The following is a 26,892-nucleotide window of genomic DNA, read 5'->3' on the forward strand; positions in this document are numbered from 1 at the left end:
AGAAACGGAATGGCGGACAGCAAGGAAGCACAGTTCCAGCAGGACATCATCGACGCGATGACCGCCGATGGTTGGCTGACCGGACCGGCCGGCGGCTATGACGCTTTGAGCGCGCTGTATACCGAGGATCTGGTCGGCTACCAGCAGGAGGCCTGGCCGGAGCGCTGGGAGAAGTTCGCAGCGAAGAACCCGCAGGACCCGCAACGGGCCCTGGTGCGTGCGGTCACGCGCGAGCTGGAGCGCGGCGGCACGCTGGACGTGCTGCGCCACGGGGTGAAGACGCCCGGCGTGAAGCTCGATCTGTGCAGCTTCAAGCCCGACCATGGCATGAACCCCGAGTCCCAGGCCCGCTACGGCGCCAACCGCCTGCGCGTGGTGCCGGAGGTCTCGTACTCGCCGCATGCTCGCAGCGGGGAGTACAACCCGCGGCTGGATCTGGTGCTGTTCGTCAACGGCATCCCCACCGCCACGCTGGAGCTGAAGAGCGAGTTCAAGCAGTCGGTGGAGAACGCCAAGCGCCAGTACCGGCGCGACCGCCCGCTGAAGGACCCGGTCACCCGCAAGCCCGAGCCGCTGCTCACCCCCAAGCGCGGGGCGCTGGTGCATTTTGCGGTCAGTCAGCACGAGGTGGCGATGGCGACCCGCCTGGCTGGCAAGGACACCTTCTTCTTGCCCTTCAACCAGGGCACCGAGGACGGCGGCGCCGGCAACCCCGCGCCCCCGAACCCGGACAGCTATGCGACCGGCTACCTGTGGCAGCAGGTGTTCCAGCCCGATGCCTGGCTGAAGGTGCTGGGCCGCTTCCTGCATCTGGAGCAGAAGACGGTCGAGGACTTCCACGGCAAGCGCACCAAGAAGGAGACCCTGATCTTCCCGCGCTTCCACCAGTGGGATGTAGTGAACCAGTTGATCGGGGCCACGCGGGAGGAAGGTGCCGGTCAGCGCTACCTGATCCAGCACAGCGCGGGCTCCGGCAAGTCCAACTCCATCGCCTGGATCGCGCACCAGCTCGCCTCGCTGTACGACGAGAGCGGCCAGAAGCTGTTCAACTCCGTGGTGGTGGTCACCGACCGCACGGTTCTGGATAGCCAGCTCCAGGACACCATCTACCAGTTCGAGCACGCGCACGGAGTGGTGCGGCCCATCACCCACGACGTCGGCAACCAGAGCAAGTCGGAGCAACTGGCCGAGGCGCTGGCCGAGCAGACCCGCATCATCATCGTGACCATCCAGACCTTTCCGGCGCTGTTCGACGCGCTGGACAAGCGCCCGGAGCTGGCCGCCGGGCGCTACGCGGTGATCGCCGACGAGGCGCACTCCTCGCAGACCGGCTCCTCCGCCACCAAGCTCAAGGCCATCCTGGGCACCGACAAGCCGGAGGATGAGGAGATCAGTGCCGAAGAGCTGATGGATGCCGCCGTCGCCTCACGCAAGCCGACCGAGCGCATCAGCTACTACGCCTTCACGGCGACGCCCAAGGCGAAGACGCTGGAGCTGTTCGGCCGTCCGCCGGATCCGGACCTGCCGGCTTCGGCCGACAACAAGCCCGAGCCGTTCCATCTGTACTCCATGCGCCAGGCGATCGAGGAAGGCTTCATCCTCGACGTGCTGAAGAACTACACCACCTACTCGACCGCCTGGAAGCTGGCGCACCCGCATGGCGATGACGAAGAGGTGGAGTCGCGCAAGGCCTCGACCAAGATCGCCCGCTGGGTGCGGCTGCACCCGTACAACATCAGCCAGAAGGTGGAGGTGATCGTCGAGCACTTCCGCGCCAATGTCCGCCACCTGCTGGATGGCCAGGCCAAGGCGATGGTGGTGACCGGCAGTCGGCAGGAGGCGGTGCGCTACGCGCTGGCGATGCGCGAGTACATCCAGGACAAGGGCTATGGCGATGTGCACGCACTGGTGGCCTTCTCCGGCTCCGTGCTGCCGGACGAGGTGATCCCCGAGGAGGTGACCGAGCACAGCTCGCTGCTGAACCCGGGCCTGAAGGGGCGCGACCTGGCCGACGCGTTCAAGACCGCCGAGTACAACGTGATGATCGTCGCCAACAAGTTCCAGACTGGGTTCGACCAGCCCAAGCTCTGCGCCATGTACGTGGACAAGAAACTGCTGGGCGTGGAGTGCGTGCAGACCCTCTCCCGGCTTAACCGGACCTTCCCGGGCAAGGAGGACACGTTCGTCCTCGACTTCTTCAACGATGCCGAAGACATCCTCGAAGCCTTCCGGCCGTACTACAACAAGGCCGAGCTCGCCGACGTCTCCGACCCAAACGTGGTCTACGACCTGCAGCATAGCCTGGACGCGTCAGGCATCTACCACTGGGACGAGGTCGAGAACTTCGCCCGCGCATTCTTCAACCCCAAGGCCAACGCCAGCCAGCTCAGCTACTACTGCCAGCCCGCCCGGGAACGCTACACAACCCGCTACAAGGCCGTGCTGGAACAGATCCAGACTTGGAAGGCCGCCTACGCCCAAGCCGAGCGCAATGGCGACAAGCCCGGCCTCCACCGAGCCGAGCAGGAGCTGAAGGACGCCCACACCACCCGCGACGAGCTGGACCTGTTCCGCAAGAACCTCCAGAGCTTCGTACGCAGTTACGAGTTCCTCTCGCAGATCGTCGACTTCGAAGACCGCGAGCTGGAACAGCTATGCGTGTATGCCCGCGCCTTGCACCCGCTGCTGCGCACCGAAAACCTGGAAGAAGACGCGATCGACGTCTCCGAACTGGAGCTGACCCACTACCGCCTCAACAAGCGCGCCGAACACCAACTCAACCTCGGAGAAGAGGGTCAGGACTACGATGGCCTGAAGCCCGTCTCCGACGTCGGCTCCGGCAAGCCCCACGACCCGGAAAAGAAACGCCTCTCCGAGATCATCGACCAGCTCAACGACCTGTTCGGCGCCGAAGTGAGCGACGAAGACAAACTCCAGTTCGCCAACGGCATCGCCGAACGCATACGCCGCGACGACGCTGTAATGGCCCAGGTCGAGAACCACAGCCCCGACCAGGTGATGCACGGCCTGTTCCCCAAACGCGTCACCGACACCGTCCTCGACGCCATGACCGACCACGAAAAACTCTCCATGCAGGTCCTGGACGATCCCGAACGGCAACGTGACTTCGCCCTCTTGATCCTGCGCCTGCTGACCGGTAGCGCAGGCGTACAACGAACCGCGACCACCTGGCCCGGCCAATGAACAAGTGCTTCAGTACATCGTGGCGCCCCTCGTCAACAGGAAAGCGAAAGTCACAATGCTGCCATGCCGCCATTCGGTTTCAACCGCGGCCTCGCATGGGCGTGTTGCCAACCGAGTCGGATGGAACCTCGCCAGCGGGATATCACGGCGATATCGGTGTTATGCAGAATCTGTATAGCGCCAATATCCACGATTCTGTCTAATACACTGTTAGAGCAATGGGAGCGGGTGTGTCAGATTCTGTTTGGGTTTTCGCGGGCTCGGTCGTTGCGGCACTCATTGTTCTCTTCGCCGGTTGGCTGCAGCAGAATATTGCACGCGCGTCTACGGTCTCAGGCTACCGCCAGAAGTGGATTCAAGATGTGCGCGCGGCATTTCTTGCCTACCTTGCGGAGCTCGACGCGCTAGCCGATAAGGGGGTGGGCCTCAAAGAGGAAGGCCGCCGGCTCGATAGCACGCAGCAGATGCTTGAGTGGGTGCGCAAGGTCCGGCACCGGAAACATGCATTCATCCTTTACTTGAATCCCCGAGAGGAAGAGCACTGTCAGCTCATTGCCCGCCTCGACGAGAACGAGGAATACCTGATCCGTACGGCGCCCGAGGACCTCATGCTAAATCTGTATGAGGAGCGCCGTAGAGCACTAATGGGCGAATTTCAATCGGTCCTCAAAGCAGAGTGGGATCGGGTGAAGTTGGGAGAGCTGCGTTGGCGGTTCCGCCGTTGGCGAAAGAGCTTCTAACATGGCGCTGCAGCCGACGGCTTCGCCGCGGCTGAGCTTCAACGTTGGGCAGGCAGGGCGTGAACAGAGCACGTGAAACCAGAGGTAGTACTTAAGGAGGCTACATGGCCGACAAAAAAACGGTATTCATCGCTTTCGCTATCGAGGATGAGCGGCAACGGGACTTTCTCAAAGGACAGTCCTTAAATACGGCCTCACCTTTCGAGTTCGTCGATATGTCCGTTAAAGAGGCGTATAGGGATGAATGGAAGAAGAAGGTTAGGGCACGAATCCGAAGGTCGGATGGCGTCATCGCTTTGGTGAGCAAGAACTCCCTGAGTTCAAGCGGCCAGAAGTGGGAAGTGCAATGCGCCAAGGAAGAGAAGAAGAAAATCCTTGGAATTTGGGCCTACAAAGATGACCGAACGAGTCTTGAGGGTGTGAACACGAAGGTATGGACTTGGAAGGCCATCGAAGATTTTATCGATAGTCTGTGAGTATGGGTGCTGAGCCATGAGAATCGCGCTAATCGTCGGCATTAACTATTACGACCATGGAAGCCCGCTTTTCGGGTGCGTTAATGATGCGCACTCAGTGAAAGCGATGCTGGGGCGCCACGACGGTGGTGCAGTTAACTTTGACTGCCAGCTCATGACCGGAACTGGTCCGAGTGAGAGAGTGTCTCGAAGTGCGCTAAAGGACGAAATCCAACGCCTATTTAATGCGGACGCAGAGGTCGCTTTACTGTACTTCGCCGGACACGGACACATCGAAGCGTCCGGTGGCTATTTGCTTGCGACAGACTCAAGCAGGGGAGATGAGGGCGTTTCTCTCTCGGAGATTCTAACGTACGCAAACGGCTCGCCGGCGAAGAATAGAATAGTTATTCTGGATAGTTGCCACTCAGGAATAGCTGGTTCACCACCGGGCGATGAGGGATTGGCAACACTGCAAGAGGGGACGACCGTTTTGACTGCCTCTACCAAGGAGCAATACTCCTCGGAGGCAAACGGCCACGGTGTCTTCACCGCCTTGTTGGTCGATGCGTTGGGTGGTAGTGCATCAAACCTTACTGGGGATATTACACCTGGAAGCATTTACGCTCATATAGATCAGTCGCTGGGTGCTTGGGAGCAAAGACCGGTATTTAAGACTAATGTGAAGAAGTTTGTATCGCTTAGAAGAACCACTCCCCCGATTGATATAAACGAATTGCGCCGCATACCGGATTTTTTCCCAAGCGCTGGGCATGAGTACGCGCTTGATCCGACTTATGAGCCGGAGATGAAGGGGCGCGATGAAGGAATGCCGCCACCGGATCCAGAGCATACGGAGACCTTTGCCATTTTGCAGAGGTACAACCGGCTACATTTGCTGGTCCCGGTGGGTGCCGATCACATGTGGAACGCCGCGATGGAAAGCAAATCATGTCGCCTCACGGCATTGGGTGAACATTACCGCCGCTTAGCGGAACGGAATAGAATCTGAGAACAAAGGGGGTGCCCAACAATTGAAATAGCGATGGGGTCAGACCTTGCCTTTTGCCCCCCTGGCAGGTGTAGGCCTTCCGACCCGATATGATCGATACCGAAGGCCCTGTGTCAAACACTGGAGGCGCCGCTTTGATAGCTTCCAAGGTCAATTTCGCACTCAGTTAACTGGAGCGTGGTATCGACAGTGGGGCTGCCCTTATTCTGAGTAGTCGGGGATTTCGACGTAGAAATGAACGGACATCCGCTCAAAATCTGTTACATATCGCAATATAGAGCGAAAACAGTCACTTAAGGACGTATACCATGTTACCAACTGCGGTAATACCATGCAGGTGAAAGTGAAATGGCTGGATCAGGTGGCCTTTGTCGGCGAGACCGACAGCGGCCACGCGGTGGTGATGGACGGGGCGCCGGATGCCGGCGGGCGCAACCTGGGCGCACGCCCGATGGAGATGCTGCTGCTGGGGATGGGTGGTTGTACCAGCTTCGACGTGATTGCGATGCTGAAGAAGGCGCGCCAGCAGGTGCTGGACTGCGAGGTGACCGTGGAGGGCACGCGGGCGGAGACCGTGCCCAAGGTCTTTACCGATATCCACGTGCACTTTCGCGTGTACGGCCACGAGCTGTCAGAGAAGCAGGTCGGGCGTGCGGTGGGGCTCTCGGCCGAGAAGTACTGCTCAGCCTCGCTGATGCTGGGGGCCTCGGCGAAGGTGACCCACGACTTCGAGATTATCGAGGGGCCGGCGCCGCGCTGAAGCCGCGTCTCCCCTGGGTCCGTCCTTGGACTTGCGGGCCGGGGCGTCTACAATTCGCCGCTCGCTGCGGCCCGGGCCAAGAGGACACGCCATGCCTCGTCACAAGAAGCAGATCAAGCTCCACGGTTTCAATAACCTGACCAAGAGCCTGAGCTTCAATATCTACGATATCTGCTATGCCTCGGGTGACCGACATCGCGATGAATACATTGCGTACATCGACGAGGCGTACAACGCCCAGCGTTTGACGCAGATCCTGTCCGACGTGGCCCACCTGATCGGGGCCAACATCCTCGATATCTCGCGCCAGGACTACGATCCGCAGGGCGCGTCGGTGACCATGCTGATCTCGGAGGAGCCGGTGGCCACCGAAAAGATCGGCTACACCGAAGGCCCCGGCCCATTGCCGGAGACGGTGGTCGGCCACCTGGACAAAAGCCACATCACGGTGCACACCTACCCGGAGGCGCACCCGGAGGGGGGCATCGCGACCTTCCGCGCGGATATCGACGTGTCCACCTGCGGGCGCATCTCGCCGCTGCGCGCCCTGAACTACCTGATCCACAGCTTTGAGTCCGACATCGTGATCATGGACTACCGCGTGCGCGGCTTCACCCGCGACGTGCGCGGCAAGAAGCACTTCATCGATCACAAGATCAACTCCATCCAGGACTTCCTGTCGCGCGACACCCAGGAGAAGTACCAGATGGTGGACGTGAACGTGTACCAGGAGTACCTGTTCCATACCAAGATGGTACTGAAGGACTTCGACCTGGACAGTTACCTGTTCGGGCTGGGCAAGGATGATTACTCGGCCAAGGAGGCCAAGCGCATCTCCAAGCTGCTCAAGCACGAGATGATGGAGATCTTCTACGGCAAGAACATGAGTCGCCCGGGCTGAGTCGGTGCGCGCCGCGCGTTGCACGCGGCGGTGATCACCTGGCTCCCCGCGTCGCGGGTCAGATCCAGTAGGCGGTGCGCGTCATTACGCTGGACGTCAGCGGCATCAGGAGGTTGCGCACCGGCCACGGCGGCGCCTTGCCGCCCAGTGCCATCGCGTGCGCGCCGTGTTCCACCTCGTCCTGTTTCATCTGCGCCAGGATGCGCGCGGAGACCTCGTCCTGTGCCGGCAGGCGCTCCAGATGGCGGTCCAGGTGGCGCTCCACCTGGCGTTCGGTCTCGTCGATAAAGCCCAGGCTGTAGGCATCGCCGGTCAGCCCGGCGAGCGCGCCCATACCGAACGAACCCATGTACCAGAACGGCCCCAGCAGGCTGGTGCGGCCGCCCAGGTCGTGTACCCGGCGGGCGCACCAGTGCAGGTGATCGCCCTCCTCGCGCGAGGCCTGGTCCAGGTGGCCGCGGATCTCCGGGTTGCGGGCGGTCAGCATCTGGCCCTGGTACAGCCCCTGCGCCGCGACCTCACCGGCATGATTGACCCGCATCAGGCGGGCGGACAGGTCGCGTTCGTGATCCTCCAGGTGCGGCCCGATGTCGTCCCCACCCGGGGATGGCCGGCCGGTGGAGCGGGCCTGTCCGGAGACGACCTTCACGAAGGCGTCGGCCTGGTTGATCAGGTGGTCCAGCGGGGAAAGTCGGCGCATGGTTCCGGTCCGGTTGGGGCGTCGTGGTGTACCCCTCAAGGGTACCGCAAGCGCGGGCAGGGATCAGCGCCCGGCGGAGTGGTGGGTGTGGTTTTTCAGACGCCGGGCCAGAAAGCGGGCGGGTGACAGGATTTCCGGCAGGTCGGATTGTTCGCTTGCCAGCGCCCGCAGGTGCACGCTGCAACCGACATTGGGGCTGATGATCACGTCCGGCGCATCGGCGGTCAGGACCTTCAGGGTCTCGGTGCCCAGGTCGTCGGCCATGGCTGCCTGCGTCAGCATCGCGGTGCCGCCGGCGCCGCAACAGTTCGGCGTGGCGGCGACCGGCGCCAGCGTGACCCCGGGCAGGCGTTCCAGGAGCGCGGGCAGCTCGCGGGCCTCGCGGGTGACGTTGCGCAGGGTGCAGGGCCGATGCAGCGCGATGCGTATCGGTGTGGCGTCCCAGATATCTCCGTCGGTGTTGGTGTCCAGCCACTGCGCCAGAAACCGGGTGAGGCTCTGGCTGCGCGCCGCCAGCGTGCCCTCGGGGTATTCGCGCAGCGTGGCCTCGCAACCGCTGTCCAGCGCGATCACCGGCACCTCGCGGGTGCCGAAGGCTTCGCCATTCCGCGCCTGCAGCGCCTGCGCCGCCGCGCGGTGGCCGGTGTGCTGGTCCAGCGCTCCGCAGCAAACCTGGCCCTGCGGGATGGCGATGCGCACGCCGAGGGCGTCGAGGACCTCCAGCGCGGCCTCCAGGTCGGGGCCGGTGAAGAAGCGGTCCATGCAGCCGGTAAACAGCAGGGCGTCGGCTGTTTCCGGGGTCGCGGTCGCCCGCAGCCGGGGGGCGGGTGCCAGGGAGTCCCGGGTGTGGGCGAGGCTGCGTTCCCAGCCGCCGCGCGGCAGCAGGCGGTCCACGCCCAGGCGGGCGCCGGTGCGCGCCGCCAGTCCCCCGAGGCTGCGCAGGCTTGGGTGCAGCAGGGCCTGGTGCTGTAGCGCCTGGCGCCAGCGGTCCCCGTGCGCCGACGTGGCGGGGTGCTCGTTCAGGATCTCGCGGGCACGATCGATCAGCGCCCCGAAGGGCACGCGCGCCGGGCACACCGCCTCGCAGGAACGGCAGCCAAGGCAGCCTTCCAGGTGGCTGTGCAGGCGCTCGGAGTCCGGCTCCAGCCGGCCCTGGGCCAGGCCCTGCATCAGGGTGAGCCGGCCGCGCGGGGAGTCGCCCTCGACCCCGTGCCAGCCATAGGTGGGGCAATGCGGGAGGCACAGCCCGCAGTGCACGCACTGGTCTGCGGCGGAAAGTCCCCGGAATCTCAGGGGCTGGTCCGATGCGCCGAGCGGCTTTGCTAGGGTCTTGCCCTCATTCGATTCCGGGAGGTTTCCCATGCTCGTGCGTTCGTTCCGGCCCGTCGGGTCTGCGTTTGCCTCGCTCATCCTGCTGAGCATACCAGTCTCGCAAGGGCTGGCCTGGGAGGCGGAAGGCTGGCAGTCGACGATCGAGCTGGGGGCCTCCAAGACCACCGGGAACACCGAGTCCACCACGGCCACGGGGCGTTTCCGCGCGGAACACACGACCATCGACTGGCGCAACCGCATCCGCCTGGACGCGTACTTCCACGAGGAGGACGACGAGACCACCGGCCAGCGCTACATCGCCGGCTACCAGGCGGACCGCAAGCTGGGCGAGCACGACTACCTGTTCGGGGCGCTGCGCTACGAGCGTGACCGCTTTAGCAACTATGACTACCAGGGTTCGGCCACGGCTGGTTATGGTCGTCGCCTGATCGACGGCGAGCGGGTGCAGCTGGACGGCGAGATCGGTGCCGGTATGCGCCAAGTGCGCATCCGGACGACCGGGGAGACCGACAGCGAACCGGTCGGACGCCTGGCTGGCAACTTCCGCTGGGAGATCAGCGAAAGCGCCCGCCTCACCGACGAGCTGCTGATCCTGACCGGCAGCGACAATACCGAGATCGAGAACATCCTCGCGCTGACCGCGGACGTCACCAGCCGGATGTCCCTGCGTACCAGCTTCACCGTGAAGCACAACACCGACGTCGAGCCCGGCGTGGAGAATACCGACACCATCACGGACGTGAGCCTGGTCTACCGCTTCCGCTGAATGCACGGACAGCGCACGCTGCCACCCGCCGTTTTGCCGGCGGCGGCGTTATCATGAGCCGCAGGGATCACCGGAGACTTTCATGGGCTACTACCAGCGCCATATCTTTTTCTGCACCAACTGCCGCGAGGACGGCAACTGTTGCGAGGACCACGGGGCGACCGAGATGCGCGCCTATGCCAAGAACCAGGCCAAGGCCCTGGGCATCCACGGCAAGGGCCAGGTGCGGGTGAACACCGCCGGCTGCCTGGACCGCTGCAACGAGGGACCGGTCGCGGTGGTCTACCCGGAGGGCGTCTGGTACACCTATCAGGACGAGCGCGACATCGACGAGATCCTGGAAGAGCACCTCAAGAACGGACGCGTGGTCGAGCGCCTGCAGATCTGAACCCTGCCCGGCGCCGCGCTGGCTTGACTTTATGCGCCGGCCTCCGGAGAATTCGCAGCCCGCGTGGCTACGTAGCTCAGCTGGTTAGAGCACATCACTCATAATGATGGGGTCCCCTGTTCGAATCAGGGCGTAGCCACCACCGACTTCTCCAAAAGGGCTGCCTTCCGGCAGCCCTTTTTGGTGTTGGGCGCTGCTGCCGGTTTTGGCTTTGCGTATCCTGGCAGTGACGAAGGCGTGGGCAAGGGGGCGCTATGCGCAGCAAGCGGACGGTTCTGGCGGGGCTTGGGCTGCTTGTTGCAATGGCGGCAGGCGGGGTCTCGTACGCTGCTGAGGCGCGTCCAGCAGGGTTGGTTGCGGCGGGTGAGGTGGTAACGGACCTGGTCGAGGATATCCGGTACTTTGGCGGCGACAATTTCGTGGGCGAACCGATTGATGGCTACGAGGCCCCTGTCTGTATCCTGACGCACCCGGCCGCCCATGCCCTCGCCCGGGTGCAGGAACGTCTCGCGGCTTTCGGGCTCGGTCTCAAGGTGTTCAACTGTTATCGGCCGGAGCGGGCCGTCGCGCACTTCGTGCGCTGGGCGGAGGATCTTGGCGATACCCGGATGCAGGCACAATATTACCCGGGTGTCGCCAAGGACGAGTTGTTCGAGCATGGCTACATTGCCGGGCGGTCGAGCCACTCGCGTGGTTCCACGGTGGATCTGACGTTGATTGACCGGGACTCCAGCGAGGCGCTGGACATGGGCACCGGCTTTGACCGGTTCAGTCCGCGCTCCTGGCCCGGGGATGACGGTGTTTCCGCACAGCAGCGGGCCAACCGCATGCTTCTGCAGCGGCTGATGGTAGAGGCGGGCTTCGAGCCCTACGAGCAGGAGTGGTGGCATTTCACCCTGGCGGACGAGCCCTTTCCGGATCACTATTTCGATTTTGTGGTCGGCCGGGGCCAATAGGCGCGCCGGAGGGCTTTATTGCCGCCTGTTCGGGGCTCGGCTAGACTGCGCGCCGGCCGGCCCGGCTCACTGGGACCAACCTCGGATGAACGCCATGAAACGTTACGGAATCCGCATTCGCCTGCCGGAAGGCAGCACTCTTTCCATGCCGCACCTGCTGGGGGCGGACTGGGAATCCTATCGCTGGTATGACAGCGCGCAGGCGCGTGACAAGGCGCTGGCGGACATGCAGCGCGACCTCCCGAATTACCGCAAGGGCGATCACGTCGCCCAGGTCCTCGAGCGCGTCGAACGCGACGCCTGAGCCGGATTGGAATCCGTCGCGAACAGCGGCGGGATCAGAGCGTCAGCGGCTCCATCAGGTAGCACAGGCAGTCCTGGGCGATCACGCGGGTGTCCAGCGTGAGCATGGACGGCATCGCCTGGCGCTTCAGGCGGATCTCCTGACCGGTCCGTTCCAGGTACTCCCCGGTCACATCCGAACCGTCCTCGGCGATCGCGATCAGCGGGTCCTGGGTATTCGCGTGGGCGTTCACCAGGCGCGAGCCAGCGGGGAGTAGCTGGAAATTCAGGCCATCCAGGTCGGGCTCCAGACGGATATCGTGCTGCGCTTCCAGTCCGACCTGCAATCCGGGGCGTACCCGGACCTGGGCTACGGTGTGGAAGATCTCGATGGCGCCCGTCCGCGGCGGCTCCTGGGCGAAGTGGTCCAGGTGCAGCACCGCGTCGATCATCTCGCGTGCGTGGTCCACGCCGGCCGCGTCCTCGGGGTGGCCGCACTCCACCGTCACGGCCGGTGCGATACGCGCCAGTGCCATGGAGGCCACGCCGCGCGGCCGGGTGAAGTAGACCACCGTGCGCCCAAACAGCGCGGCCAGATTCAGGAATGGCGCATCCAGGTGATTGATGCAGGCGTAGTGGGGGTTGCGCCCGGTGTTGTTGTGCAGGTCGATTGCGGCGAACAGGCCGCGTCCTTCCAGGCGCTGGCAGAGTTCGGCGAAGACGTCGGCCTCGCGCGAGCCGCCCTGTTCGGTCCCCGGCCAGATGCGGTTGAAGTCCGGCTGGTCGTCCAGGTGGCGCTGGTTGAGCGCTGCGGCCTGCGGGTTGCCCACGACCAGGGTCAGCGCGCGCGGCAGCGGGCGCCCGGTGTAGTGGCGCAGGAGTTGCTGCACCGCGTGCAGGCCCACCGGCTCGTTTCCGTGCAGCAGAAGGACCACGGCCACCGCAGGCTCGCGCTGGCCTTCCAGATGGATCAGCGCCGGCCCGGGCACGCACTGGTGCAGGGTGGCGGGCGTGGCCTCGAGGAAGCCGTCGGGTAGTTCGAAGTATTCGTTGATCGAAAGAGTCACGGGCTTCCTCAAAGTCCCCAGGTGTGAACCGGCGCGCCGGTGTTCTGCCAGCCGCGGTAGGCGTGGACCAGTCCCGGCCAGTCGCGGCCGTGGCGCGCGACCCAGTCGCGTTGCCAGTGCGTGCCGGTCTGCCGGCTGGCGACCCGCGCGGCGATGATGCCAAGCAGATTGTCGCGTTCGCTGCGGTCGATGCCCAGGCGCTCCAGACCTTCGGTCGCCCGGGGGAGCAGCTCCCGCGTGATCAGGCGTGGCGCCGGGACGGGGTCGCGATGGCCCCAGCGCAGGCGAGCATCCAGCCCGTAGCGGGCGGCATTGTAGAAGTTGTCGCGGGCCTCGGAAAACGGGGTCTCCAGCGTTCCATTGGGCGATTCGGCCACCAGGTACTCGATCAGGCCCAGGGCGAAGGCGGTGTTGGCCAGCATGTCGATCAGCGACGGGCCGGCCGGCAGGCAGCGAAACTCCAGGCGTAGACTGCGTCGGCCATCCGCGTCGCAGCCCACGATCGGCCGGTTCCAGCGCCAGATGGTGCCGTTGTGGAAGGCGAGATGGGCCAGTTGATCGGCCGGCTCGTCGAGGGCCACTGGCAACAGCACCGGAAAGTGCTCGAGGTTCTCGGTGAACAACTCGCCGATGGATGCGTGCAGATAGCCGGTACCGAAGGTCACGCGGCGGATCGGGCCACGCGCCGAGTTGGCGAACCCGCCGACCTCCACCGATTGCTCGAACAACGGGATGCGGCTCTCGGCCCAGAGGTCGTGGCCGAAGATGTAGGGCGTATTGCCGGCGGCGGCCAGCACCGGTGCCGCGGCGACCAGCGAGGCGTTGTAGGCGCGGTGGGCGACCTCGGGGCGGGTCTCGATATGCACCTGGAAGGAGGTCGCCGCGGCTTCCAGCATCACGTCCGCATGGCGGTGCTGCAGGTGCTCGTGACCGACGATGTCCACCTGCAGCGGGCGCTGGGCGCGTTGTTCCAGGATCGCGCTGTTCAGGGCCCGGTAGCGGGCCTGCTGCGACATGTGGTGGATCCCGAGGTCGTCCGGTTCCAGGGTGGGCAGGCTGCCGGCCATCAGCAGTTCCGCGCCGGCGTGGCGGGCCGCTCGGCGCGCCCGGCGCAGGGTCTCGTTCAACTCGTCGAGGATGGCGCTGAAGCAGCCGGGACCGGCGCGGAAGACGCCGCTGTTCAGTTCGATATTGAACTGCGCCAGTTCCAGGGTGGCCAGCGGGCTGTCCATCGCGGCGAGGAAGGCGTCATTGACCGGTAGCGGTCGCCCCTGGGTGTCGCACAGCCAGGCTTCGATCTCGAAGCCCAGCCGCGGGGGTGGGGCGGGGTCCTCGGGCGGTTGCGTGCGCAGCCAGTTCAGCAGCTGGGCGGTCTCGTCCGCGAGGGCCTGGTGGAAGCGGTCAAAGTCTGCCGCGCCGAAGTGCTCCTCGCGGATCTCGCGGCCCAAGGCCTAGTCCTCGTCCCGGTCGTCGTCCGGTGCGTCGTCATAGAGGCTCTCCAGAAGATCGCCCCAGATCTGTTCGTGTTGCTCGATGAAGGTCAGCAGGCTCTTGCGGAAGGCGAGATAGTCGGCCTCGAAGGCTTCGAAGTCGGCCCCGCCATTGAGCAGCTTGGCGGCCCGGTCGGTCTGCTGCAGGCTGTCACGCAGGTTGAGGCTGGCGGCCATCGCACCCTTGACGCGTTCGCGCTCGTGCGGGATCCAGGCGCGGTCCGACAGCATGGAGCGCAGGTTCTCGCCCAGTTCCAGCAGGCGCTTGCGCAGGCGCGGGACGGCGCCGATGGTGCCGGTCTTGAGCTCGCCCCAGACGGCATCGGTGATCAGGCGCGCCCAGTGCTCGCGCAGATCCCGCACGGTATCGGGGTCAAAGGCGAAAGCGCGCTCCAGTTGTTGCGGATCGAATGGCATTGGGTATCCTGATCGACGAAGCCCGGGATGCGCGGCGTCTGCGGTGGAGGGGCCGGAATAGCCCCGCGCCCCGTAGCGTCCTACAGGGTACAAGAACAAGCAAGGTCGCACGTACGGCCTGCGGATGGAGGAATCGACAACATGGCGAACTGGTTCGCGCAGCGCAGGCTGCGTCAGAAGGTGTGCGACCTGCGGCCGCAGATGTACCGCATGGCATTCGCGTGGTGTCACGATGCCGCGCTGGCGGATGACCTGGTGCAGGAGGCAATGATGAAGGCCCTGACCCGGCTGAAGTCGTTGCAGGACGAGAACGCCCTGAAGGCCTGGGTGTTCCGCATCATGACCAACTGTTACCGCGACTGGGGCCGGCGGCAGAAGGACACGGTGGATGTGGACAGCATGGAGCTGTCCTGCGAGGACTGCCCGGAGCAACAGACCGAGCGCAATCGCATGGTCGCGGATGTCCACCGGGCGATGGCCGAACTGAGTACCGATCACCGTCAGGTGGTCGCGCTGGTGGACCTGGAGGGTTTTGCCTACTCCGAGGTCTCGGAGGTGCTGGACGTACCGATCGGCACCGTGATGAGTCGCCTGAGCCGGGCTCGGGCGCAGTTGAAGAAGGTGCTACTGGAGCAGCAGGCCGACACGGGGACAGCGGCCGATACACCCTATCTCAAGGTAGTGAGGAATCGGCATGTCGAATGAACGACTGAGTGCAAAGAATCGACCCAGCGAGGAGATTCTCAATGCCTTCGTGGACGGCGAGTTCTCGCCGGAGGATCGTCTGTTTACGCTGAAGACGATCGCCTCCAGTGAGCATCTGAGTCGCGAAGTCTGCGACATGCACCAGCTCAAGGAGCTGGTGAACATGGCCTACGAAGACGTCCCGGCCGGGCGCGCGGCCGGGACCACCGGTGGCCGTTGCCGGTTATCGCGCGGTGGAGGTTCGGCCTGGTTTCCGTCGGTGGCGGCCGGGGTGCTCGCGCTGGTCGTGGGTTCGCTGGGTGGATACGAGATCACTCGCGATGCCGGTTTCTTCGGGGGCGACCATGCTGCTGCGGCCGGCCAGGAGTCCGGGGCCCTGGCGCAGGTGGCTGCCAGCGATAACGCGCCCGGCGGGGCCGCGGCCCCGCAGCAGGTGTTTTCGGCTACCGAAACCGATCAGATTCTGCTGCACATTAACGAGGCGGATACCCGCGCGGTGGACGAGTTGCTGGACGACATCGAGAGCATGTATCGCGAGGCGGCCACGGTCGGGCGCGACCTGAACGTGCAGGTGGTGGTGCACAACAATGCGATGGGCATGCTGCGAACCGACAGCGCACCCTATCCGGAACGCGTCGCGAGCATGGCGGAGGCGTACCCCACGCTGCGCTTTACCGCCTGTGCCCAGACCCTCAACCGCCTGGCGCGCGAGGAAGGCCGGAAGGTGGATATCCTGCCACAGGCTGAACTGATCGATTCCGGCGTCGCCGAGGCGGCCCGCCGTCAGGCGGAAGGCTGGATCTACATCAAGGTCTGATCCGGCACGGCCGGAATCTCGATGCAACCCGATCCACGAATGCTGCGCCCCGGCTGGTTCCTGGCCGGGGCGCTCTTGTTGATGCTGGCGGCGGGCGGCGCGACCGCTGTATTGATGGGCACCGTCGCCAAGGCGCCGGCGGCCGAAGAGCCGCTGCGGGTGGTCTATCACATCAACACCGATGACCCGGAGCTCCACCTGAACGCCCTGCGCAACCTGCAGAATCACATCGACGGTAGCCCCGATGATGTTTCTCTCAAGATCAAGGTGTTGACTCATGGCAGCGGCATCAGTCTGCTGCAGCACGCCCGTACCGATCCGGACCTGCGCAGTACCGTGAATACCCTTAAGCTGCAGGATGTGCGCTTTTTGGTGTGTGGCAACTCGCTGGAATCGCGCGGGCTCGAACGCAGCGATCTGCATGAGGTGTCGGACAGGGACGTGGTCCCCAGTGGCATCGTGGAACTGACCCGCCTGCAACGCTCCGGTTACACCTACATCAAGCCCTGACCGGACCGGCCGCATCCCCCCTGCGTTGGGTGATCAGCGCCCCTCAAGCTCGGTGTCCAGCGCTGCCAGGCGCTCCGGTGTGCCGATGTCGCGCCAGGCGCCGGTGTAGTGTTCGCCGGTGACCCGGCCGGCCTCGATGGCTTGACGTAGCAAGGGGCCGAGGGCCCGGCGCCCCGGTGGCAGATCACGGAACAGCGCCGGGTCGTACCAGCCGATGCCGCTGAAGGTCAGCAACTCGTTCCCCGCCAGGGCCACCCGCTCCCCGTCCAGGGCGAAATCGCCCTGCGTGTGATGGTCGGGGTTGGCGACCAGTACGAGGTGCGCGAGCGGTCGGTCGGTGGCCGTGTTCATTGTCGTCGGGGGTGTCAGCGGGTGGTCGCACCAGACATCGCCATTGACCACCAGAAACGGCTCCTCCCCCAGAAGGGGAAGGGCCTGGCGGATCCCGCCCGCGGTCTCCAGGGCACCCTCGGGCTCCGGTGAGTAGCGAATGGCGAGGCCCGACTGGCGTTCACCCAGGGTGGCGCGGATCTGTTCTCCCAGATGCGCGAGGTTGATGACTACCTCGCGGTACCCGGCGGTCGCCAGACGATCCAGCGTGTAGCCGATCAGCGGCCGGCCACCGACAGGCAGCAGCGGCTTGGGGCAGTGGTCGGTCAACGGGCGCATGCGTTCGCCGCGCCCGGCGGCCAGGATCATTGCGCGCATGGCTTAATCCTCCCGCATCCGTTCGGGCATGTGGGTGTGGAACCAGCCCGCCACCGGTGCCAGCGCCGGCTGTGACAGCCCCTGCGCCAGGAGTCGATGCAGGCGCGGCAGGTGTTCCAGGTAGCGCGGTTTGGCATCCCGGCGTGCCAGGCGTACGAAGATCCCGAGGATCTTGGTGCTGCGCTGGACGCCGAGGACGCGGTAGTGCTGCATGAAGGCCTCGGGGTCCCAGGCCGTTCCCGCGGCATAACGCTTCAATGCCCGCTCCACGGTGGCGGGTGACACCTCGCGCCGGGCGTCTTCCAGCAGCGAGACGACATCGTAGGCGGGGCTGCCGATCACGGCATCCTGGAAATCCAGGACGGCACAATCGCCATCCTCGCCGGGCGGCAGCATCAGGTTGTCCACGTGGAAGTCGCGTAGCACCAGTGTCCCGGGCAGGACGGGCAGGTCTTCCAGTGCCTCCCGCCAGGCTGCGAGAAATCCGTTGCGCAGGGACGCGCTCATCGGGGTGCCGTGTTGCTCCGGCCAGTACCAGTCGGCAAACAGCGCGGCCTCGTCCAGCAGACGCGGGGTGTCGTAGGCGGGGAGGTCCGGGGCCTTCGCGGCCTGCGCTGGCCAGGCGCGATGCAGCTGGATCAGGGTGTCGATGGCGCGGTCGTACAACGGGCCTTCCGCGGCCCCCTCGGCGAGGGCCCGGGTGAAGGTTCGGTCGCCGAGGTCCTCGAGCAGCACGAAGCCGGTGGCTGGATCGTGCGCAAGGATGCGCGGCGGGCGCAGCCCCAGCGATTCCAGCACTCGCGCGATCTCCACGAACGGCTCGGTGGCCTCGCGCTCGGGTGGCGCATCCATCAGCACCACCGGTTGGTCGTCGCGGCACAGGCGAAAATAGCGCCGAAAACTGGCATCTGCGCGCAGGAGTGCCAGGTCGGTAAACCTGCCCGGCTGGTCCTTCAGCCAGGCCTGGAGCTGCTTGCTGCGGCGATCGTCCGGGATCATGCGCGGGCCTCGGGAAATTCGCCGGATAGACGCTCGACGCGGGTGTCGATGCGGCCATCGGCATGCAATGCCAGTACGCGGTAGCCGGCGTGTTCGGTATCCAGCGCGAACTGTTCGGAGCCGGGGGCGAACTGGACGCAGGTGGAGGGGCAGCCCAGCAGTTCGACGCCCTGGCGCTCGGCGCGGAAATCCTGATGGATGTGACCGAAAAGACAGGCGCGTACGCGCGGGTGGTGATCCAGGATCGCGAACAGGTCGTCGGGATTGGTCAGGCCGATCCGGTCCATCCATGCGCTGCCGACGGGCACGACCGGGTGGTGAACGGCGACCATGCCCCAGTGATCGGGGTGTGCGGTCAATACTTGATCCAGGCGTGACAACTCGGCCGGCTCGATGCGCCCGTACGCCTGCCCCGCAACCGCAGAATTGATCCCGACCAGCAGCCAGTCGCCGAGCAGCCGGTGGCCGTCCAGGGCATGTCCGGCGCCCGTAAAGGCGCGGTGCAGCAGGGTCCAGTCATCGTGGTTGCCCGCCAGGCCGGCGAGCGGCCAGCCTTTCACGTGTTCGTCGAGCATTGCGAGGAGTCGCGTGTAGGCCGCCGGATCCGGATCTTCGGCCAGGTCGCCCGTGAGCCATAGCAGGTCCGGCCGGGCCTCGTTCCGGCGCAGGGCCTCGAGCACGCGGGCGAGCTGGCGGTCGCTGTCGGGATAACCCGGTCGAATGGGGCCCGGCTCCCGGCCGAGGTGGGTGTCGCTGATCTGAAGGATGTGCTGCATGCGGCCGGTGTCGCCTTCCGTATGGTGCCGGTTGTGTGCGTTCGGGCGCGCTTTCGCGTTTGCCGCCCGGCAGGGTTATTGCCCTATACTCGATCGGGTGTACTGTGCAATGCGCCGGGGCCTTCCCGCATGGGGCGAGAGGGGGCCTGGCGAGGGGTCCAAGATGAGCCAAGAAGCCAAGACCCGCCCGGATTCCGGGTACCGTCCGTCCGAGGACGAACCCTACATGAATCCGCGTCAACTGGACTACTTTCGCGCCAAGCTCGAGGCCTGGCGTGCCGAGCTGATCGAGGAATCGGAACAGACTCTGGAGCACTTGCGCAGCGAGAGCTGGCAGGAGCCGGACCCGAATGACCGCGCCAGCCACGAGACCGATGCCGGCCTGGAGCTGCGTACCCGGGATCGGTACCGCAAGCTCCTGAACAAGATTGACGCGGCGCTGGCGCGCATCGAGCAGGGCGAATACGGCTATTGCGAGGAGACCGGTGAACCGATCGGCATCGCCCGGCTGGAGGCGCGCCCGATTGCCACGCTGAGCGTGGCGGCCCAGGAGGCCCATGAGCGCGACGAGGCCCGCTATGAATAGGGCCTGTCTGGTCCGGGTTACTCGCCGGCCAGCACTCGGGTAAACACCCGCGAGTTGCGCGCCTGGTTGTAGCGGGTCTGCCGGCTGACGGGCAGATCGTCCACCTTGCCTGGCGTGTAACCGCGTTCCTGGAACCACTGGGCGGTGCGCGTGGTGAGCACGAATACCCGCCGGATTCCCTGTTCCTGCGCCAGGTGTTCCATTGCCTGCAGCAAACGGTCGCCGCGGCCGCTCCCGCGGTAATCCGCGTGCAGGGCCAGGCAGGCGATCTCCGCGGCATCCGCCTCAAAGGGGTAGAGCGCGGCGGTGCCGATGATCAGGCCGTCGGCCTCCAGCACCTGGAAGCGGTCGATCTCCAGCTCCAGGTGCTCCCGCGCGCGATGCACCAGGATGCCCTCGGCCTCCAGCGGTTCCAGTAGCGCATGGATACCCCCCACATCGTCGAGTGTGGCCGGGCGCAGCCGTTCCAGTGGCTCGCGCGAGACCAGTGTGCCGATTCCCAGGCGGGTGAACAGCTCGGTCAGGAGCCCACCGTCGTCCCGACGGTCGATCAGGTGCACCCGGATCTCGCGCTGGCGACAGGCGTCGATCGCGCTCTTCAGGTGGTTGGCCAGTTCCTGCGGCAGGTCGGTGGCGGTCTCCAGCAGCTCCTGCGCGGCCGGCACGGTGAGCTGGTCCAGCACGCCGTGCTCGGGATCGCGCAACACCCCGGCTTCGGTGAGAAAGATCAGCTTGTCGGCGTTCAGCGCGATCGCGACCTGGGTGGCGACATCCTCGCCGGAGAGGTTGAACACCTCGCCGGTGGGGGAGTAGCCGAGCGGGGAGACCAGGGCCACCTGCTCGCGGTCCAGCAGGGCCGCGAGTGCGGTGGTGTCCACCCCGCGCACCTCGCCGGTGTAGTGGAAGTCCACGCCGTCGCGTACGCCCAGTGGCCGTGCGGTGACGAAGTTGCCACTGGCCACGCGCAGGCGTGCGTTGCCGGTACCCGGCTGGCCGAGGCTGCGCGAGAGCAGGCCCTCGATCTGCAGGCGCAGCCGACCGACCGCATCCAGCACGGCTTCCAGCGCTGCGCCATCCGTTACGCGCAACCCGTTGGCGTAGGCCGGGGTCAGTCCGCGCTCGCTCATCCGTGCCTCGATTTGCGGGCGCGCCCCGTAGACCAGCACGACCCGGATACCCAGGGCATTGAGCTTGGCGATATCGCGCATCAGTGCCGGAAACTCCGGCGCCTGGGCGGCCTCGCCTGCGAGCGCGATCACCATGGTGCGCCCGCGGTGGGCGGCGATGTACGGGACGGCATCGCGGAACCAGGCGAGCTCCCCGGGCTGCGGGGCTCGGCGCGAGGGCGCGTGATTGCGGGCGGCTGGGTTGGATGTGGCGGTCACGGGCGTGTCCGTTTCCTGATGATGTCCTTGAGCAGACAGTCTAGGGAATCACGGATCAATGTACACGTGGGATCAGTCAGGCCTGCTGGCCCGATCCTGCGGGAAGGGGTGTTAGGGAAACGCTGATTAATGTAACGCTCGCGCTCGAGTCGCTTTTGCGTGCGAACAAGGCGCGGTGACTGCCGCGCAGTCATTCTGCACAAGGGAACCGCAACGCCGTTCCCACGCAAAAGCGGCCGAGCCCCTGCTTTGCAATGGCTTGTGGGGTTGGCACCCCAGGTTCCCCGATCCTGCGTTGCGCCGCTTGCGGGTAGAACCACTACCCGCTGCACGACGCGCCTTGTCTCGGAAAACCTGGGGTGCCAACGCGAGTGTGTACATTGATCAGTGTTTCCCTAGTCGGTCTCGCCCACGAGGCGTTCGAGGTCCGGGACGGAGGCGCCGGGCGCGATGCCGTGCTCCTTGAACCACCCGGCATTGACCTCCAGGGCGTAGCGCACCGGCCGTTTCGCCTCGTGTATGCGGGTGGAGTGGGGCGTCATGCTCGCGATGTTGGTAATGGTGAAATCGGCATCGATGAAGGCCACGTCCAGCGGGATGCGGGTGTTCTGCATCCACATGCCGTAGTGCGCCGGTCGTGGCCAGATGAACAGCATGCCGTGGTCGGCGGGCAGGTGGTCGCGGTGCATCAGCCCGATCCGGCGGCTACGGTCGGTCGCGGCGATCTCGATCGTCAGGGCTTGTTCGCCGAGTTGCAGTTCGGCGGTCGGCAGCCCGCTTTCGGCCTGCGCCAGCCCCGTGCCCAGGACGAACAGCAGCACCAGCCCGACAAGGCCGGGCTGCGCGCGCCCCCGCGACGTATTGATCAAGCCTATTCGCCGCTCATGCGCCCCACGGCGCAGCTGGCAAACGACTTGGCCTTGGCGCTGGCGGAGCGCAGGCCGGAGACCGAACCGACCTCGGGGTAACCCATGCTGGCGAGCTTGGCGGCGACCGCCTCGCGGGCGCTGTCGGGCGCCTCGATATCAACCGCACCGCCTTCCACGTCCACCTCGGCGTCGGTGACGCCCTCGACCTGCAGCAGGCCCTTGCGGATGGAGCTGGCGCAGCCGCCACACTTGATGTTCTCGACTTCGATTTTCATTGCAGGTGCTCCGGGGTACTGGGGTTTGTACGACTCATTATGTACGATCTGCGTTCACTGTAATCGTTCACGAGAATATACATGCCCGCCTATCGTTCCCGCACCACCACCCACGGTCGCAATATGGCGGGTGCCCGCGCCCTGTGGCGCGCCACCGGCATGAAGGATGGCGACTTCGGCAAGCCGATCATCGCCATTGCCAACTCCTTCACCCAGTTCGTGCCCGGGCACGTGCATCTGAAGGACCTGGGCCAGCTGGTGGCCGGCGAGGTGGAAAAGGCCGGCGGCGTGGCCAAGGAGTTCAATACCATCGCGGTGGACGACGGGATCGCGATGGGCCACGGCGGGATGCTCTATTCGCTGCCCTCGCGCGAGATCATCGCCGACTCGGTCGAGTACATGGTCAACGCACACTGCGCCGATGCCCTGGTCTGCATCTCCAACTGCGACAAGATCACCCCTGGCATGCTGATGGCCGCGATGCGCCTGAACATCCCGGTGGTGTTCGTCTCCGGTGGTCCGATGGAGGCCGGCAAGGTGCAGGCCCCGGGCAGCGACAAGGTCATCCACCTGGACCTGGTGGACGCGATGGTCAAGGCCGCCGACTCCAGTGCCAGTGATGAAGAAGTGGAGGCCATCGAGCGCTCCGCCTGCCCCACCTGCGGGTCCTGCTCCGGCATGTTCACCGCCAATTCGATGAACTGCCTGACCGAGGCGCTGGGTCTGTCGTTGCCGGGCAACGGCTCGTTGCTGGCCACCCATGCCGGGCGCAAATCGCTGTTCGAGCAGGCCGGCCGGCGCGTGGTCGAACTGGCCAAGCGTTACTACGAGCAGGACGATGCATCCGCGCTGCCGCGTTCCATCGCCACCTTCGAGGCGTTCGAGAACGCGATGAGCCTGGATATCGCGATGGGCGGCTCCACCAACACGGTGCTGCACCTGCTGGCGGCCGCGCGCGAGGGCGAGGTCGACTTCACCATGGCCGACATCGACCGCCTGTCGCGCAAGGTGCCGAACCTGTGCAAGGTCGCCCCGGCCACCCAGCTCTACCACATGGAAGATGTCCACCGCGCCGGTGGCGTGGTCGGCATCCTCGCTGAGCTGGATCGCGGCGGGCTGCTCCACCGCGACATTCCCACCGTGCACGCCGACACCATGGGCCAGGCCCTGGAACAGTGGGACGTGATGCGCCACGCCGCCGAGGCCGAGACGCTTTACCAGGCCGCCCCGGGCGGCGTGCCTACCCAGGTCGCGTTCAGCCAGGACAAGACCTGGGACAGCCTGGACATCGACCGCGAGAACGGCTGCATCCGCGACATCGAGCATGCCTACTCGAAGGACGGTGGCCTGGCCGTGCTCTACGGCAACATGGCCCCGGATGGCTGCATCGTGAAGACTGCCGGGGTGGACGACAGCATCCTGAAATTCTCGGGCCCGGCCCGTGTCTTCGAGAGCCAGGACGCGACGGTGGAGGCCATTCTTGGTGACCAGATCCAGGCGGGCGACGTGGTGATCATCCGCTACGAAGGCCCCAAGGGCGGCCCGGGCATGCAGGAAATGCTCTACCCGACGTCGTATCTCAAGTCCAAGGGCCTGGGCAAGGAATGTGCGCTGGTCACCGACGGGCGCTTCTCCGGCGGCACCTCCGGGCTGTCGATCGGTCACGTCTCGCCGGAGGCGGCGCAGGGTGGTGCGATCGGCCTGATCGAGGAAGGCGACACCATCGTGATCGACATCCCCGGTCGCGAGATCCGCATCGACGTCGACGACGCCACGCTGGCCGCACGGCGCGAGGCCATGGAGGCCCGTGGCGCGAAGGCCTGGAAACCCGAGTCGCGGGAGCGGGCCGTCACCCAGGCCTTGCGCGCCTACGCCCTGATGACGACCTCCGCCGCCTACGGCGCGGTGCGCGACATCTCCCGCTTCGAGGACTAGCCCAGGGCCCAAACCGAAAAAAGCGAACGCATGTAACGCAACCACAGGGAGGTGGTGATGGCGATTACCGACTGGCCCGCGGCCGAGCGCCCGCGGGAGAGGCTGATCGAACGCGGCGCGGCCGCGCTTTCGGATGCGGAGTTGCTGGCAATCTTTCTGCGCACCGGCGTGGCCGGCAAGAGCGCGGTGGATGTCGCGCGGGACCTGCTCAGCCGCTTCGGCGGGCTGCGGCCTTTATTACAGGCGGATCAGGCGGGGTTTTGCGCCGCCCCGGGGCTGGGGGATGCCAAGTACGCCCAGCTTCAGGCCGTGCTGGAGATGGGGCGCCGCCACCTGGCGGCCGATCTGGAGCGCGGCGATGCACTGACCTCGCCCGCGACCACCCGGCAGTTCCTGGCGGCGCGCCTGCGCGACTATCCCTTCGAGGTCTTCGGCGTGCTGTTCCTCGATAACCGCCACCGCGTGATCGCCTTCGAGGAGCTTTTTCGCGGCACCATCGATGGCGCCTCGGTGCACCCGCGCGAGGTGGTGCGCCGTGCCCTGCACCACAATGCTGCGGCCGTGATCCTGGCCCATAACCACCCCTCGGGCGTGGCCGAGCCGTCGCGTTCGGATGTCGCCATCACCCGCCGCCTGACCGACGCCCTGGGGCTGGTGGACATCCGCGTCCTCGATCACGTGATCATCGCCGACGAGGCCGTCTCCCTCGCCGAACGCGGCGAGCTGTAGGGGGCGGCTGACCCAGTCGCACGTCTGCGTTGCAACGCAGTGAGCTGCCGGCCGCTGGTCCGGCACCGAGTGGTCATTGCGAGGAGCCGCAGGCGACGAAGCAATCTGCCGATAACTTTTCCGGGGGGGGGCATCCGGATGATGATTGCTTCGTCGCTTTGCTCCTCGCAATGACGGTTAGAAGCTTGCGCGCGGTGTTACGCCGGTGTGTCGTTGAGGGCCTGTTCCAGCGTCTGCAGCAGTGCGTCGACCTGCGTTTGGGTGTGGGCGGCGGACAGGGTGATGCGCAGGCGGGCCTCGCCTTCCGGGACGGTCGGGGGGCGGATCGCGGGGACCAGGAAGCCGGCCTCGAACAGGCGCTCGGCGACGGCGCTCGCGCGAGTGGCGGTGCCCAGGGTGACAGGCTGGATGGGTGTGAGGGGCGGTGGGTGTGGCAGGCCGAGGCGATCCAGCCCGTCGCCCAAGCGTCGCAACAGGTTCTGCAGGTGCTCGCGGCGGTCGTGGGCGGACGCGGCGATATGCACCGAGGCCAGGGTGGCGGCGGCCAGGGCGGCCGGCATCGCGGTGGTGTAGATGTAGGGGCGCGCGGTCTGGATCAGGGTCTCGATCAGCCGTTCGGAGCCGGCCACGAAGGCCCCGGCGGTGCCGAAGCCCTTGCCCAGCGTCCCCATAAGGACCGGTACGTTGTCGCTGCCGAGACCGAAGTGCTGGCAACTGCCGCCGCCAGTCTCGCCCAGCACCGACAGGCCGTGGGCGTCGTCCACCATCAGCCAGGCATTGTATTCGCGCGCCAGGGCGGCGAGTTCCGGAAGCGGGGCGATATCGCCGTCCATGGAGAACACGCCGTCAGTGGCGATCAGGCGCTGGCCGGTCGCGGGCGCCTTCTCCAGGCGCTCGCGCAGGTGTTCGGGCTCGGCGTGGCGGTAGCGCTGGCTGCGCGCGCCCGACAGGCGCACGGCGTCGATCAGCGAGGCGTGGTTCAGGCGGTCCTCGAAGACGGTGTCGTGGCGCCCGACCAGGGCCTGGACCAGGGCCAGGTTGGCCATGTAGCCGGTGGAGAAGACGAGTGCCCGAGCGCGCCCTGTGAAGCGGGCCAGGGCCTGTTCCAGTTCCTCGTGGGCGCGGGTGTGGCCGTTGATCAGGTGGGCCGAACCCGCGCCGACGCCGTACTGATCCAGCGCCTTGCGGGCGGCGGCGGCGACCGCCGGGTCACCGGCCAGGCCCAGGTAGTCGTTCGAGCAGAAGGCAATCACGCGGTGGCCGTCGATAACCTGTTCGGGCCGCTGTGGGCCGTCGAGGATGCGGGTGCGGCGCCATAGCCCGGCGTCGCGCACAGTGCTCAGGCGTTGCTCCAGGTAGTGATCGAGTGAGTCGCTCATGGGCGCAGGCCCGCGCGCAGGAAGATCGGCCAGTGCACCCGTGCCGGCATGCTCGGGTTGGACCACAGGGCTTGCAGGGCCGGCGCTAGCGCGGCCAGCGGGTCCTGGCCGGCGGCGCGGGCGCGGCGGATCGCGGACCAGGTACCGAGATAGCCCAGCAGGGTGGCGCGATCCCATTCGCGCGTGATGCGAAACTCGGGCGCCTCGATCTCGGGCCAGGGAAACGGCAGGTCGCGGTAGTGGTTGCGGATGTGCTGGCGCTCTTCCGGCCACCAGGGGGCCAAGGTGGCATCGTGAAAGTCGATCAGCAGGTGGTCCAGTGCCGGGTCCTCGGCCCGCAGCACGCCGTAGCCCCAGATCGCCAGGAGTCCGTCCGGGCGCAGGACGCGGGCGACCTCGTCGTGGAACTCGGTGTGGCGGAACCAGTGCGCGGCTTGGGCCACACAGGCGAGGTCGACCGAGCCATCGGCCAGGGCACAGGCCTCGGCGGCGCAGGCGACGCGGTCGATCCCGGAGTGATCCGGCACTGTGGCCAGCAGCGATGGGGCGGCGTCCGTGGCGAAGACGTGCGAGAAGTGGGGCGCGAGGCCCCGCGCGGCCTGGCCGTTGCCGCTGGCACAGTCCCAGGCGCGCTCGTGGTGCGGGGTGCGCGCCGCCAGCCAGTCAAACAGCTCGGCCGGGTAGTCCGGGCGGTGGCGGGCGTAAGCGTTAGCCACCGCCGGGAAATGGTCGGGGAAGCCGCCGCTCAC

The 26,892-nt window shown here is 66.0% G+C and carries 29 protein-coding genes and 1 tRNA gene; 17 read left to right on the plus strand and 13 right to left on the minus strand.

All coding sequences use genetic code 11. From position 1 onward, the window contains the following. The first annotated feature begins 9 nt into the window (after positions 1–9). The 6 genes from D575_RS0106810 (at position 10) to speD (ending at position 7,072) form a co-directional block, all read left to right on the plus strand. Positions 10–3,204 carry a type I restriction endonuclease subunit R gene (locus D575_RS0106810; protein ID WP_018145171.1) on the plus strand — a complete coding sequence of 1,065 codons (3,195 nt, stop codon included), beginning with the start codon at positions 10–12 and terminating at the stop codon, positions 3,202–3,204. A 230-nt stretch (positions 3,205–3,434) separates the two neighbouring features. Then, the gene (locus D575_RS0106815) at positions 3,435–3,944 is read left to right on the plus strand and encodes a hypothetical protein (protein ID WP_155985173.1); all 510 of its coding nucleotides are present in this window, start codon (positions 3,435–3,437) and stop codon (positions 3,942–3,944) included. A gap of 104 nt (positions 3,945–4,048) precedes the next feature. Next, on the plus strand, positions 4,049–4,420 hold the full coding sequence (locus D575_RS0106820; protein WP_018145173.1) for a TIR domain-containing protein: 372 nt from the start codon (positions 4,049–4,051) through the stop codon (positions 4,418–4,420). Between the two features lie 16 nt (positions 4,421–4,436). Further along, positions 4,437–5,411, plus strand: a complete 975-nt coding sequence (locus D575_RS13980) for a caspase family protein (RefSeq protein WP_081612106.1) — start codon at positions 4,437–4,439, stop codon at positions 5,409–5,411. A 331-nt stretch (positions 5,412–5,742) separates the two neighbouring features. Next, the gene (locus D575_RS0106825; protein ID WP_018145174.1) at positions 5,743–6,171 is read left to right on the plus strand and encodes an OsmC family protein; all 429 of its coding nucleotides are present in this window, start codon (positions 5,743–5,745) and stop codon (positions 6,169–6,171) included. 91 nt (positions 6,172–6,262) lie between these two features. After that, positions 6,263–7,072 carry an adenosylmethionine decarboxylase gene (gene speD / locus D575_RS0106830; protein ID WP_018145175.1) on the plus strand — a complete coding sequence of 270 codons (810 nt, stop codon included), beginning with the start codon at positions 6,263–6,265 and terminating at the stop codon, positions 7,070–7,072. A gap of 58 nt (positions 7,073–7,130) precedes the next feature. On the opposite strand, the gene coq7 is transcribed toward speD, so the two are convergent. Then, entirely contained in the window at positions 7,131–7,772 is a 642-nt protein-coding gene (coq7, locus tag D575_RS0106835) for a 2-polyprenyl-3-methyl-6-methoxy-1,4-benzoquinone monooxygenase (RefSeq protein ID WP_018145176.1), read from the minus strand. Between the two features lie 63 nt (positions 7,773–7,835). Continuing rightward, entirely contained in the window at positions 7,836–9,029 is a 1,194-nt protein-coding gene (locus D575_RS0106840; RefSeq protein WP_018145177.1) for a (Fe-S)-binding protein, read from the minus strand. 103 nt (positions 9,030–9,132) lie between these two features. Here D575_RS0106840 and D575_RS0106845 point away from each other — a divergent pair, with 103 nt between their 5' ends. The 5 genes from D575_RS0106845 (at position 9,133) to D575_RS0106865 (ending at position 11,518) form a co-directional block, all read left to right on the plus strand. After that, positions 9,133–9,870: a YdiY family protein gene (locus D575_RS0106845; RefSeq protein WP_018145178.1), complete on the plus strand. Its 738-nt coding sequence runs from the start codon at positions 9,133–9,135 to the stop codon at positions 9,868–9,870. 82 nt (positions 9,871–9,952) lie between these two features. Beyond that, positions 9,953–10,258, plus strand: a complete 306-nt coding sequence (locus tag D575_RS0106850; protein ID WP_018145179.1) for a ferredoxin — start codon at positions 9,953–9,955, stop codon at positions 10,256–10,258. Positions 10,259–10,323: 65 nt separating this feature from the next. Next, positions 10,324–10,400 (plus strand) — tRNA-Met (locus D575_RS0106855). 112 nt (positions 10,401–10,512) lie between these two features. Beyond that, entirely contained in the window at positions 10,513–11,214 is a 702-nt protein-coding gene (locus tag D575_RS0106860; RefSeq protein WP_026182079.1) for a M15 family metallopeptidase, read from the plus strand. Between the two features lie 94 nt (positions 11,215–11,308). Next, the gene (locus D575_RS0106865; protein ID WP_018145181.1) at positions 11,309–11,518 is read left to right on the plus strand and encodes a hypothetical protein; all 210 of its coding nucleotides are present in this window, start codon (positions 11,309–11,311) and stop codon (positions 11,516–11,518) included. A 34-nt stretch (positions 11,519–11,552) separates the two neighbouring features. Here D575_RS0106865 and D575_RS0106870 read toward each other — a convergent pair whose 3' ends face one another. Genes D575_RS0106870 through D575_RS0106880 form a run of 3 tightly spaced genes read right to left on the minus strand, consistent with a single transcriptional unit; the run spans position 11,553 to position 14,470 of the window. After that, positions 11,553–12,563, minus strand: a complete 1,011-nt coding sequence (locus tag D575_RS0106870; RefSeq protein WP_018145182.1) for a M14 family metallopeptidase — start codon at positions 12,561–12,563, stop codon at positions 11,553–11,555. A gap of 8 nt (positions 12,564–12,571) precedes the next feature. Further along, on the minus strand, positions 12,572–14,011 hold the full coding sequence (locus D575_RS0106875; protein WP_018145183.1) for a glutamate--cysteine ligase GCS2: 1,440 nt from the start codon (positions 14,009–14,011) through the stop codon (positions 12,572–12,574). Between the two features lie 3 nt (positions 14,012–14,014). Further along, on the minus strand, positions 14,015–14,470 hold the full coding sequence (locus D575_RS0106880; RefSeq protein WP_018145184.1) for a hypothetical protein: 456 nt from the start codon (positions 14,468–14,470) through the stop codon (positions 14,015–14,017). 141 nt (positions 14,471–14,611) lie between these two features. Between D575_RS0106880 and D575_RS0106885 the strand changes: the two genes are divergently transcribed. The 3 genes from D575_RS0106885 to D575_RS0106895 are packed head-to-tail and all read left to right on the plus strand — an operon-like array spanning position 14,612 to position 16,502. Next, complete coding sequence (locus tag D575_RS0106885; RefSeq protein ID WP_018145185.1) at positions 14,612–15,175, plus strand: RNA polymerase sigma factor; 564 nt, start codon at positions 14,612–14,614, stop codon at positions 15,173–15,175. Beyond that, positions 15,165–15,992, plus strand: coding sequence for a hypothetical protein (locus D575_RS0106890; protein ID WP_018145186.1), 828 nt, complete (start codon positions 15,165–15,167; stop codon positions 15,990–15,992). Before D575_RS0106885 ends, D575_RS0106890 begins: the two co-directional genes overlap by 11 nt. A gap of 21 nt (positions 15,993–16,013) precedes the next feature. Next, positions 16,014–16,502 (plus strand): DsrE family protein, encoded by a 489-nt coding sequence (locus D575_RS0106895; protein ID WP_026182080.1) that lies wholly within the window; start codon positions 16,014–16,016, stop codon positions 16,500–16,502. A gap of 33 nt (positions 16,503–16,535) precedes the next feature. Here D575_RS0106895 and murU read toward each other — a convergent pair whose 3' ends face one another. The 3 genes from murU to D575_RS0106910 are packed head-to-tail and all read right to left on the minus strand — an operon-like array spanning position 16,536 to position 18,985. Beyond that, the gene (gene murU / locus D575_RS0106900) at positions 16,536–17,210 is read right to left on the minus strand and encodes an N-acetylmuramate alpha-1-phosphate uridylyltransferase MurU (protein ID WP_018145188.1); all 675 of its coding nucleotides are present in this window, start codon (positions 17,208–17,210) and stop codon (positions 16,536–16,538) included. 3 nt (positions 17,211–17,213) lie between these two features. Further along, positions 17,214–18,209: an aminoglycoside phosphotransferase family protein gene (locus D575_RS0106905; RefSeq protein WP_018145189.1), complete on the minus strand. Its 996-nt coding sequence runs from the start codon at positions 18,207–18,209 to the stop codon at positions 17,214–17,216. Further along, the gene (locus tag D575_RS0106910) at positions 18,206–18,985 is read right to left on the minus strand and encodes a metallophosphoesterase (RefSeq protein WP_018145190.1); all 780 of its coding nucleotides are present in this window, start codon (positions 18,983–18,985) and stop codon (positions 18,206–18,208) included. The genes D575_RS0106905 and D575_RS0106910 overlap by 4 nt, the downstream gene beginning before the upstream one ends. 163 nt (positions 18,986–19,148) lie before the next feature. Between D575_RS0106910 and dksA the strand changes: the two genes are divergently transcribed. After that, on the plus strand, positions 19,149–19,571 hold the full coding sequence (gene dksA / locus D575_RS0106915) for an RNA polymerase-binding protein DksA (protein ID WP_018145191.1): 423 nt from the start codon (positions 19,149–19,151) through the stop codon (positions 19,569–19,571). A gap of 17 nt (positions 19,572–19,588) precedes the next feature. Here the strand turns inward: dksA and argA are convergent, their stop codons facing one another. From argA to D575_RS0106930, 3 genes are all read right to left on the minus strand, one after another. Beyond that, positions 19,589–20,956, minus strand: coding sequence for an amino-acid N-acetyltransferase (argA, locus tag D575_RS0106920; RefSeq protein ID WP_018145192.1), 1,368 nt, complete (start codon positions 20,954–20,956; stop codon positions 19,589–19,591). 395 nt (positions 20,957–21,351) lie between these two features. After that, positions 21,352–21,825 (minus strand): DUF192 domain-containing protein, encoded by a 474-nt coding sequence (locus D575_RS0106925; RefSeq protein WP_018145193.1) that lies wholly within the window; start codon positions 21,823–21,825, stop codon positions 21,352–21,354. Between the two features lie 2 nt (positions 21,826–21,827). Then, on the minus strand, positions 21,828–22,100 hold the full coding sequence (locus tag D575_RS0106930) for a heavy-metal-associated domain-containing protein (RefSeq protein WP_018145194.1): 273 nt from the start codon (positions 22,098–22,100) through the stop codon (positions 21,828–21,830). Positions 22,101–22,181: 81 nt separating this feature from the next. Here D575_RS0106930 and ilvD point away from each other — a divergent pair, with 81 nt between their 5' ends. Next, positions 22,182–24,035: a dihydroxy-acid dehydratase gene (gene ilvD / locus D575_RS0106935; RefSeq protein ID WP_018145195.1), complete on the plus strand. Its 1,854-nt coding sequence runs from the start codon at positions 22,182–22,184 to the stop codon at positions 24,033–24,035. A gap of 57 nt (positions 24,036–24,092) precedes the next feature. After that, on the plus strand, positions 24,093–24,764 hold the full coding sequence (radC, locus tag D575_RS0106940) for a DNA repair protein RadC (protein WP_018145196.1): 672 nt from the start codon (positions 24,093–24,095) through the stop codon (positions 24,762–24,764). Between the two features lie 197 nt (positions 24,765–24,961). On the opposite strand, the gene bioF is transcribed toward radC, so the two are convergent. Continuing rightward, positions 24,962–26,143: an 8-amino-7-oxononanoate synthase gene (bioF, locus tag D575_RS0106945; protein ID WP_018145197.1), complete on the minus strand. Its 1,182-nt coding sequence runs from the start codon at positions 26,141–26,143 to the stop codon at positions 24,962–24,964. Next, the gene (locus tag D575_RS0106950; protein WP_018145198.1) at positions 26,140–26,892 is read right to left on the minus strand and encodes a class I SAM-dependent methyltransferase; all 753 of its coding nucleotides are present in this window, start codon (positions 26,890–26,892) and stop codon (positions 26,140–26,142) included. The genes bioF and D575_RS0106950 overlap by 4 nt, the downstream gene beginning before the upstream one ends.

The sequence above is a fragment of the Thioalkalivibrio sp. AKL6 genome, from assembly GCF_000376905.1.
Taxonomy (GTDB): domain Bacteria; phylum Pseudomonadota; class Gammaproteobacteria; order Ectothiorhodospirales; family Ectothiorhodospiraceae; genus Thioalkalivibrio; species Thioalkalivibrio versutus.

Bases quoted from the DNA above. Each gene is read 5' to 3' on its own strand.
- D575_RS0106810 (WP_018145171.1), top strand. From the start codon at position 10: ATGGCGGACAGCAAGGAAGCACAGTTCCAGCAGGACATCATCGACGCG.
- D575_RS0106820 (WP_018145173.1), top strand. From the start codon at position 4,049: ATGGCCGACAAAAAAACGGTATTCATCGCTTTCGCTATCGAGGATGAG.
- D575_RS13980 (WP_081612106.1), top strand. From the start codon at position 4,437: ATGAGAATCGCGCTAATCGTCGGCATTAACTATTACGACCATGGAAGC.
- D575_RS0106825 (WP_018145174.1), top strand. From the start codon at position 5,743: ATGCAGGTGAAAGTGAAATGGCTGGATCAGGTGGCCTTTGTCGGCGAG.
- speD (WP_018145175.1), top strand. From the start codon at position 6,263: ATGCCTCGTCACAAGAAGCAGATCAAGCTCCACGGTTTCAATAACCTG.
- coq7 (WP_018145176.1), bottom strand. From the start codon at position 7,772: ATGCGCCGACTTTCCCCGCTGGACCACCTGATCAACCAGGCCGACGCC.
- D575_RS0106845 (WP_018145178.1), top strand. From the start codon at position 9,133: ATGCTCGTGCGTTCGTTCCGGCCCGTCGGGTCTGCGTTTGCCTCGCTC.
- D575_RS0106850 (WP_018145179.1), top strand. From the start codon at position 9,953: ATGGGCTACTACCAGCGCCATATCTTTTTCTGCACCAACTGCCGCGAG.
- D575_RS0106860 (WP_026182079.1), top strand. From the start codon at position 10,513: ATGCGCAGCAAGCGGACGGTTCTGGCGGGGCTTGGGCTGCTTGTTGCA.
- D575_RS0106865 (WP_018145181.1), top strand. From the start codon at position 11,309: ATGAAACGTTACGGAATCCGCATTCGCCTGCCGGAAGGCAGCACTCTT.
- D575_RS0106880 (WP_018145184.1), bottom strand. From the start codon at position 14,470: ATGCCATTCGATCCGCAACAACTGGAGCGCGCTTTCGCCTTTGACCCC.
- D575_RS0106885 (WP_018145185.1), top strand. From the start codon at position 14,612: ATGGCGAACTGGTTCGCGCAGCGCAGGCTGCGTCAGAAGGTGTGCGAC.
- D575_RS0106890 (WP_018145186.1), top strand. From the start codon at position 15,165: ATGTCGAATGAACGACTGAGTGCAAAGAATCGACCCAGCGAGGAGATT.
- D575_RS0106895 (WP_026182080.1), top strand. From the start codon at position 16,014: ATGCAACCCGATCCACGAATGCTGCGCCCCGGCTGGTTCCTGGCCGGG.
- murU (WP_018145188.1), bottom strand. From the start codon at position 17,210: ATGCGCGCAATGATCCTGGCCGCCGGGCGCGGCGAACGCATGCGCCCG.
- D575_RS0106905 (WP_018145189.1), bottom strand. From the start codon at position 18,209: ATGATCCCGGACGATCGCCGCAGCAAGCAGCTCCAGGCCTGGCTGAAG.
- D575_RS0106910 (WP_018145190.1), bottom strand. From the start codon at position 18,985: ATGCAGCACATCCTTCAGATCAGCGACACCCACCTCGGCCGGGAGCCG.
- dksA (WP_018145191.1), top strand. From the start codon at position 19,149: ATGAGCCAAGAAGCCAAGACCCGCCCGGATTCCGGGTACCGTCCGTCC.
- D575_RS0106930 (WP_018145194.1), bottom strand. From the start codon at position 22,100: ATGAAAATCGAAGTCGAGAACATCAAGTGTGGCGGCTGCGCCAGCTCC.
- ilvD (WP_018145195.1), top strand. From the start codon at position 22,182: ATGCCCGCCTATCGTTCCCGCACCACCACCCACGGTCGCAATATGGCG.
- radC (WP_018145196.1), top strand. From the start codon at position 24,093: ATGGCGATTACCGACTGGCCCGCGGCCGAGCGCCCGCGGGAGAGGCTG.
- bioF (WP_018145197.1), bottom strand. From the start codon at position 26,143: ATGAGCGACTCACTCGATCACTACCTGGAGCAACGCCTGAGCACTGTG.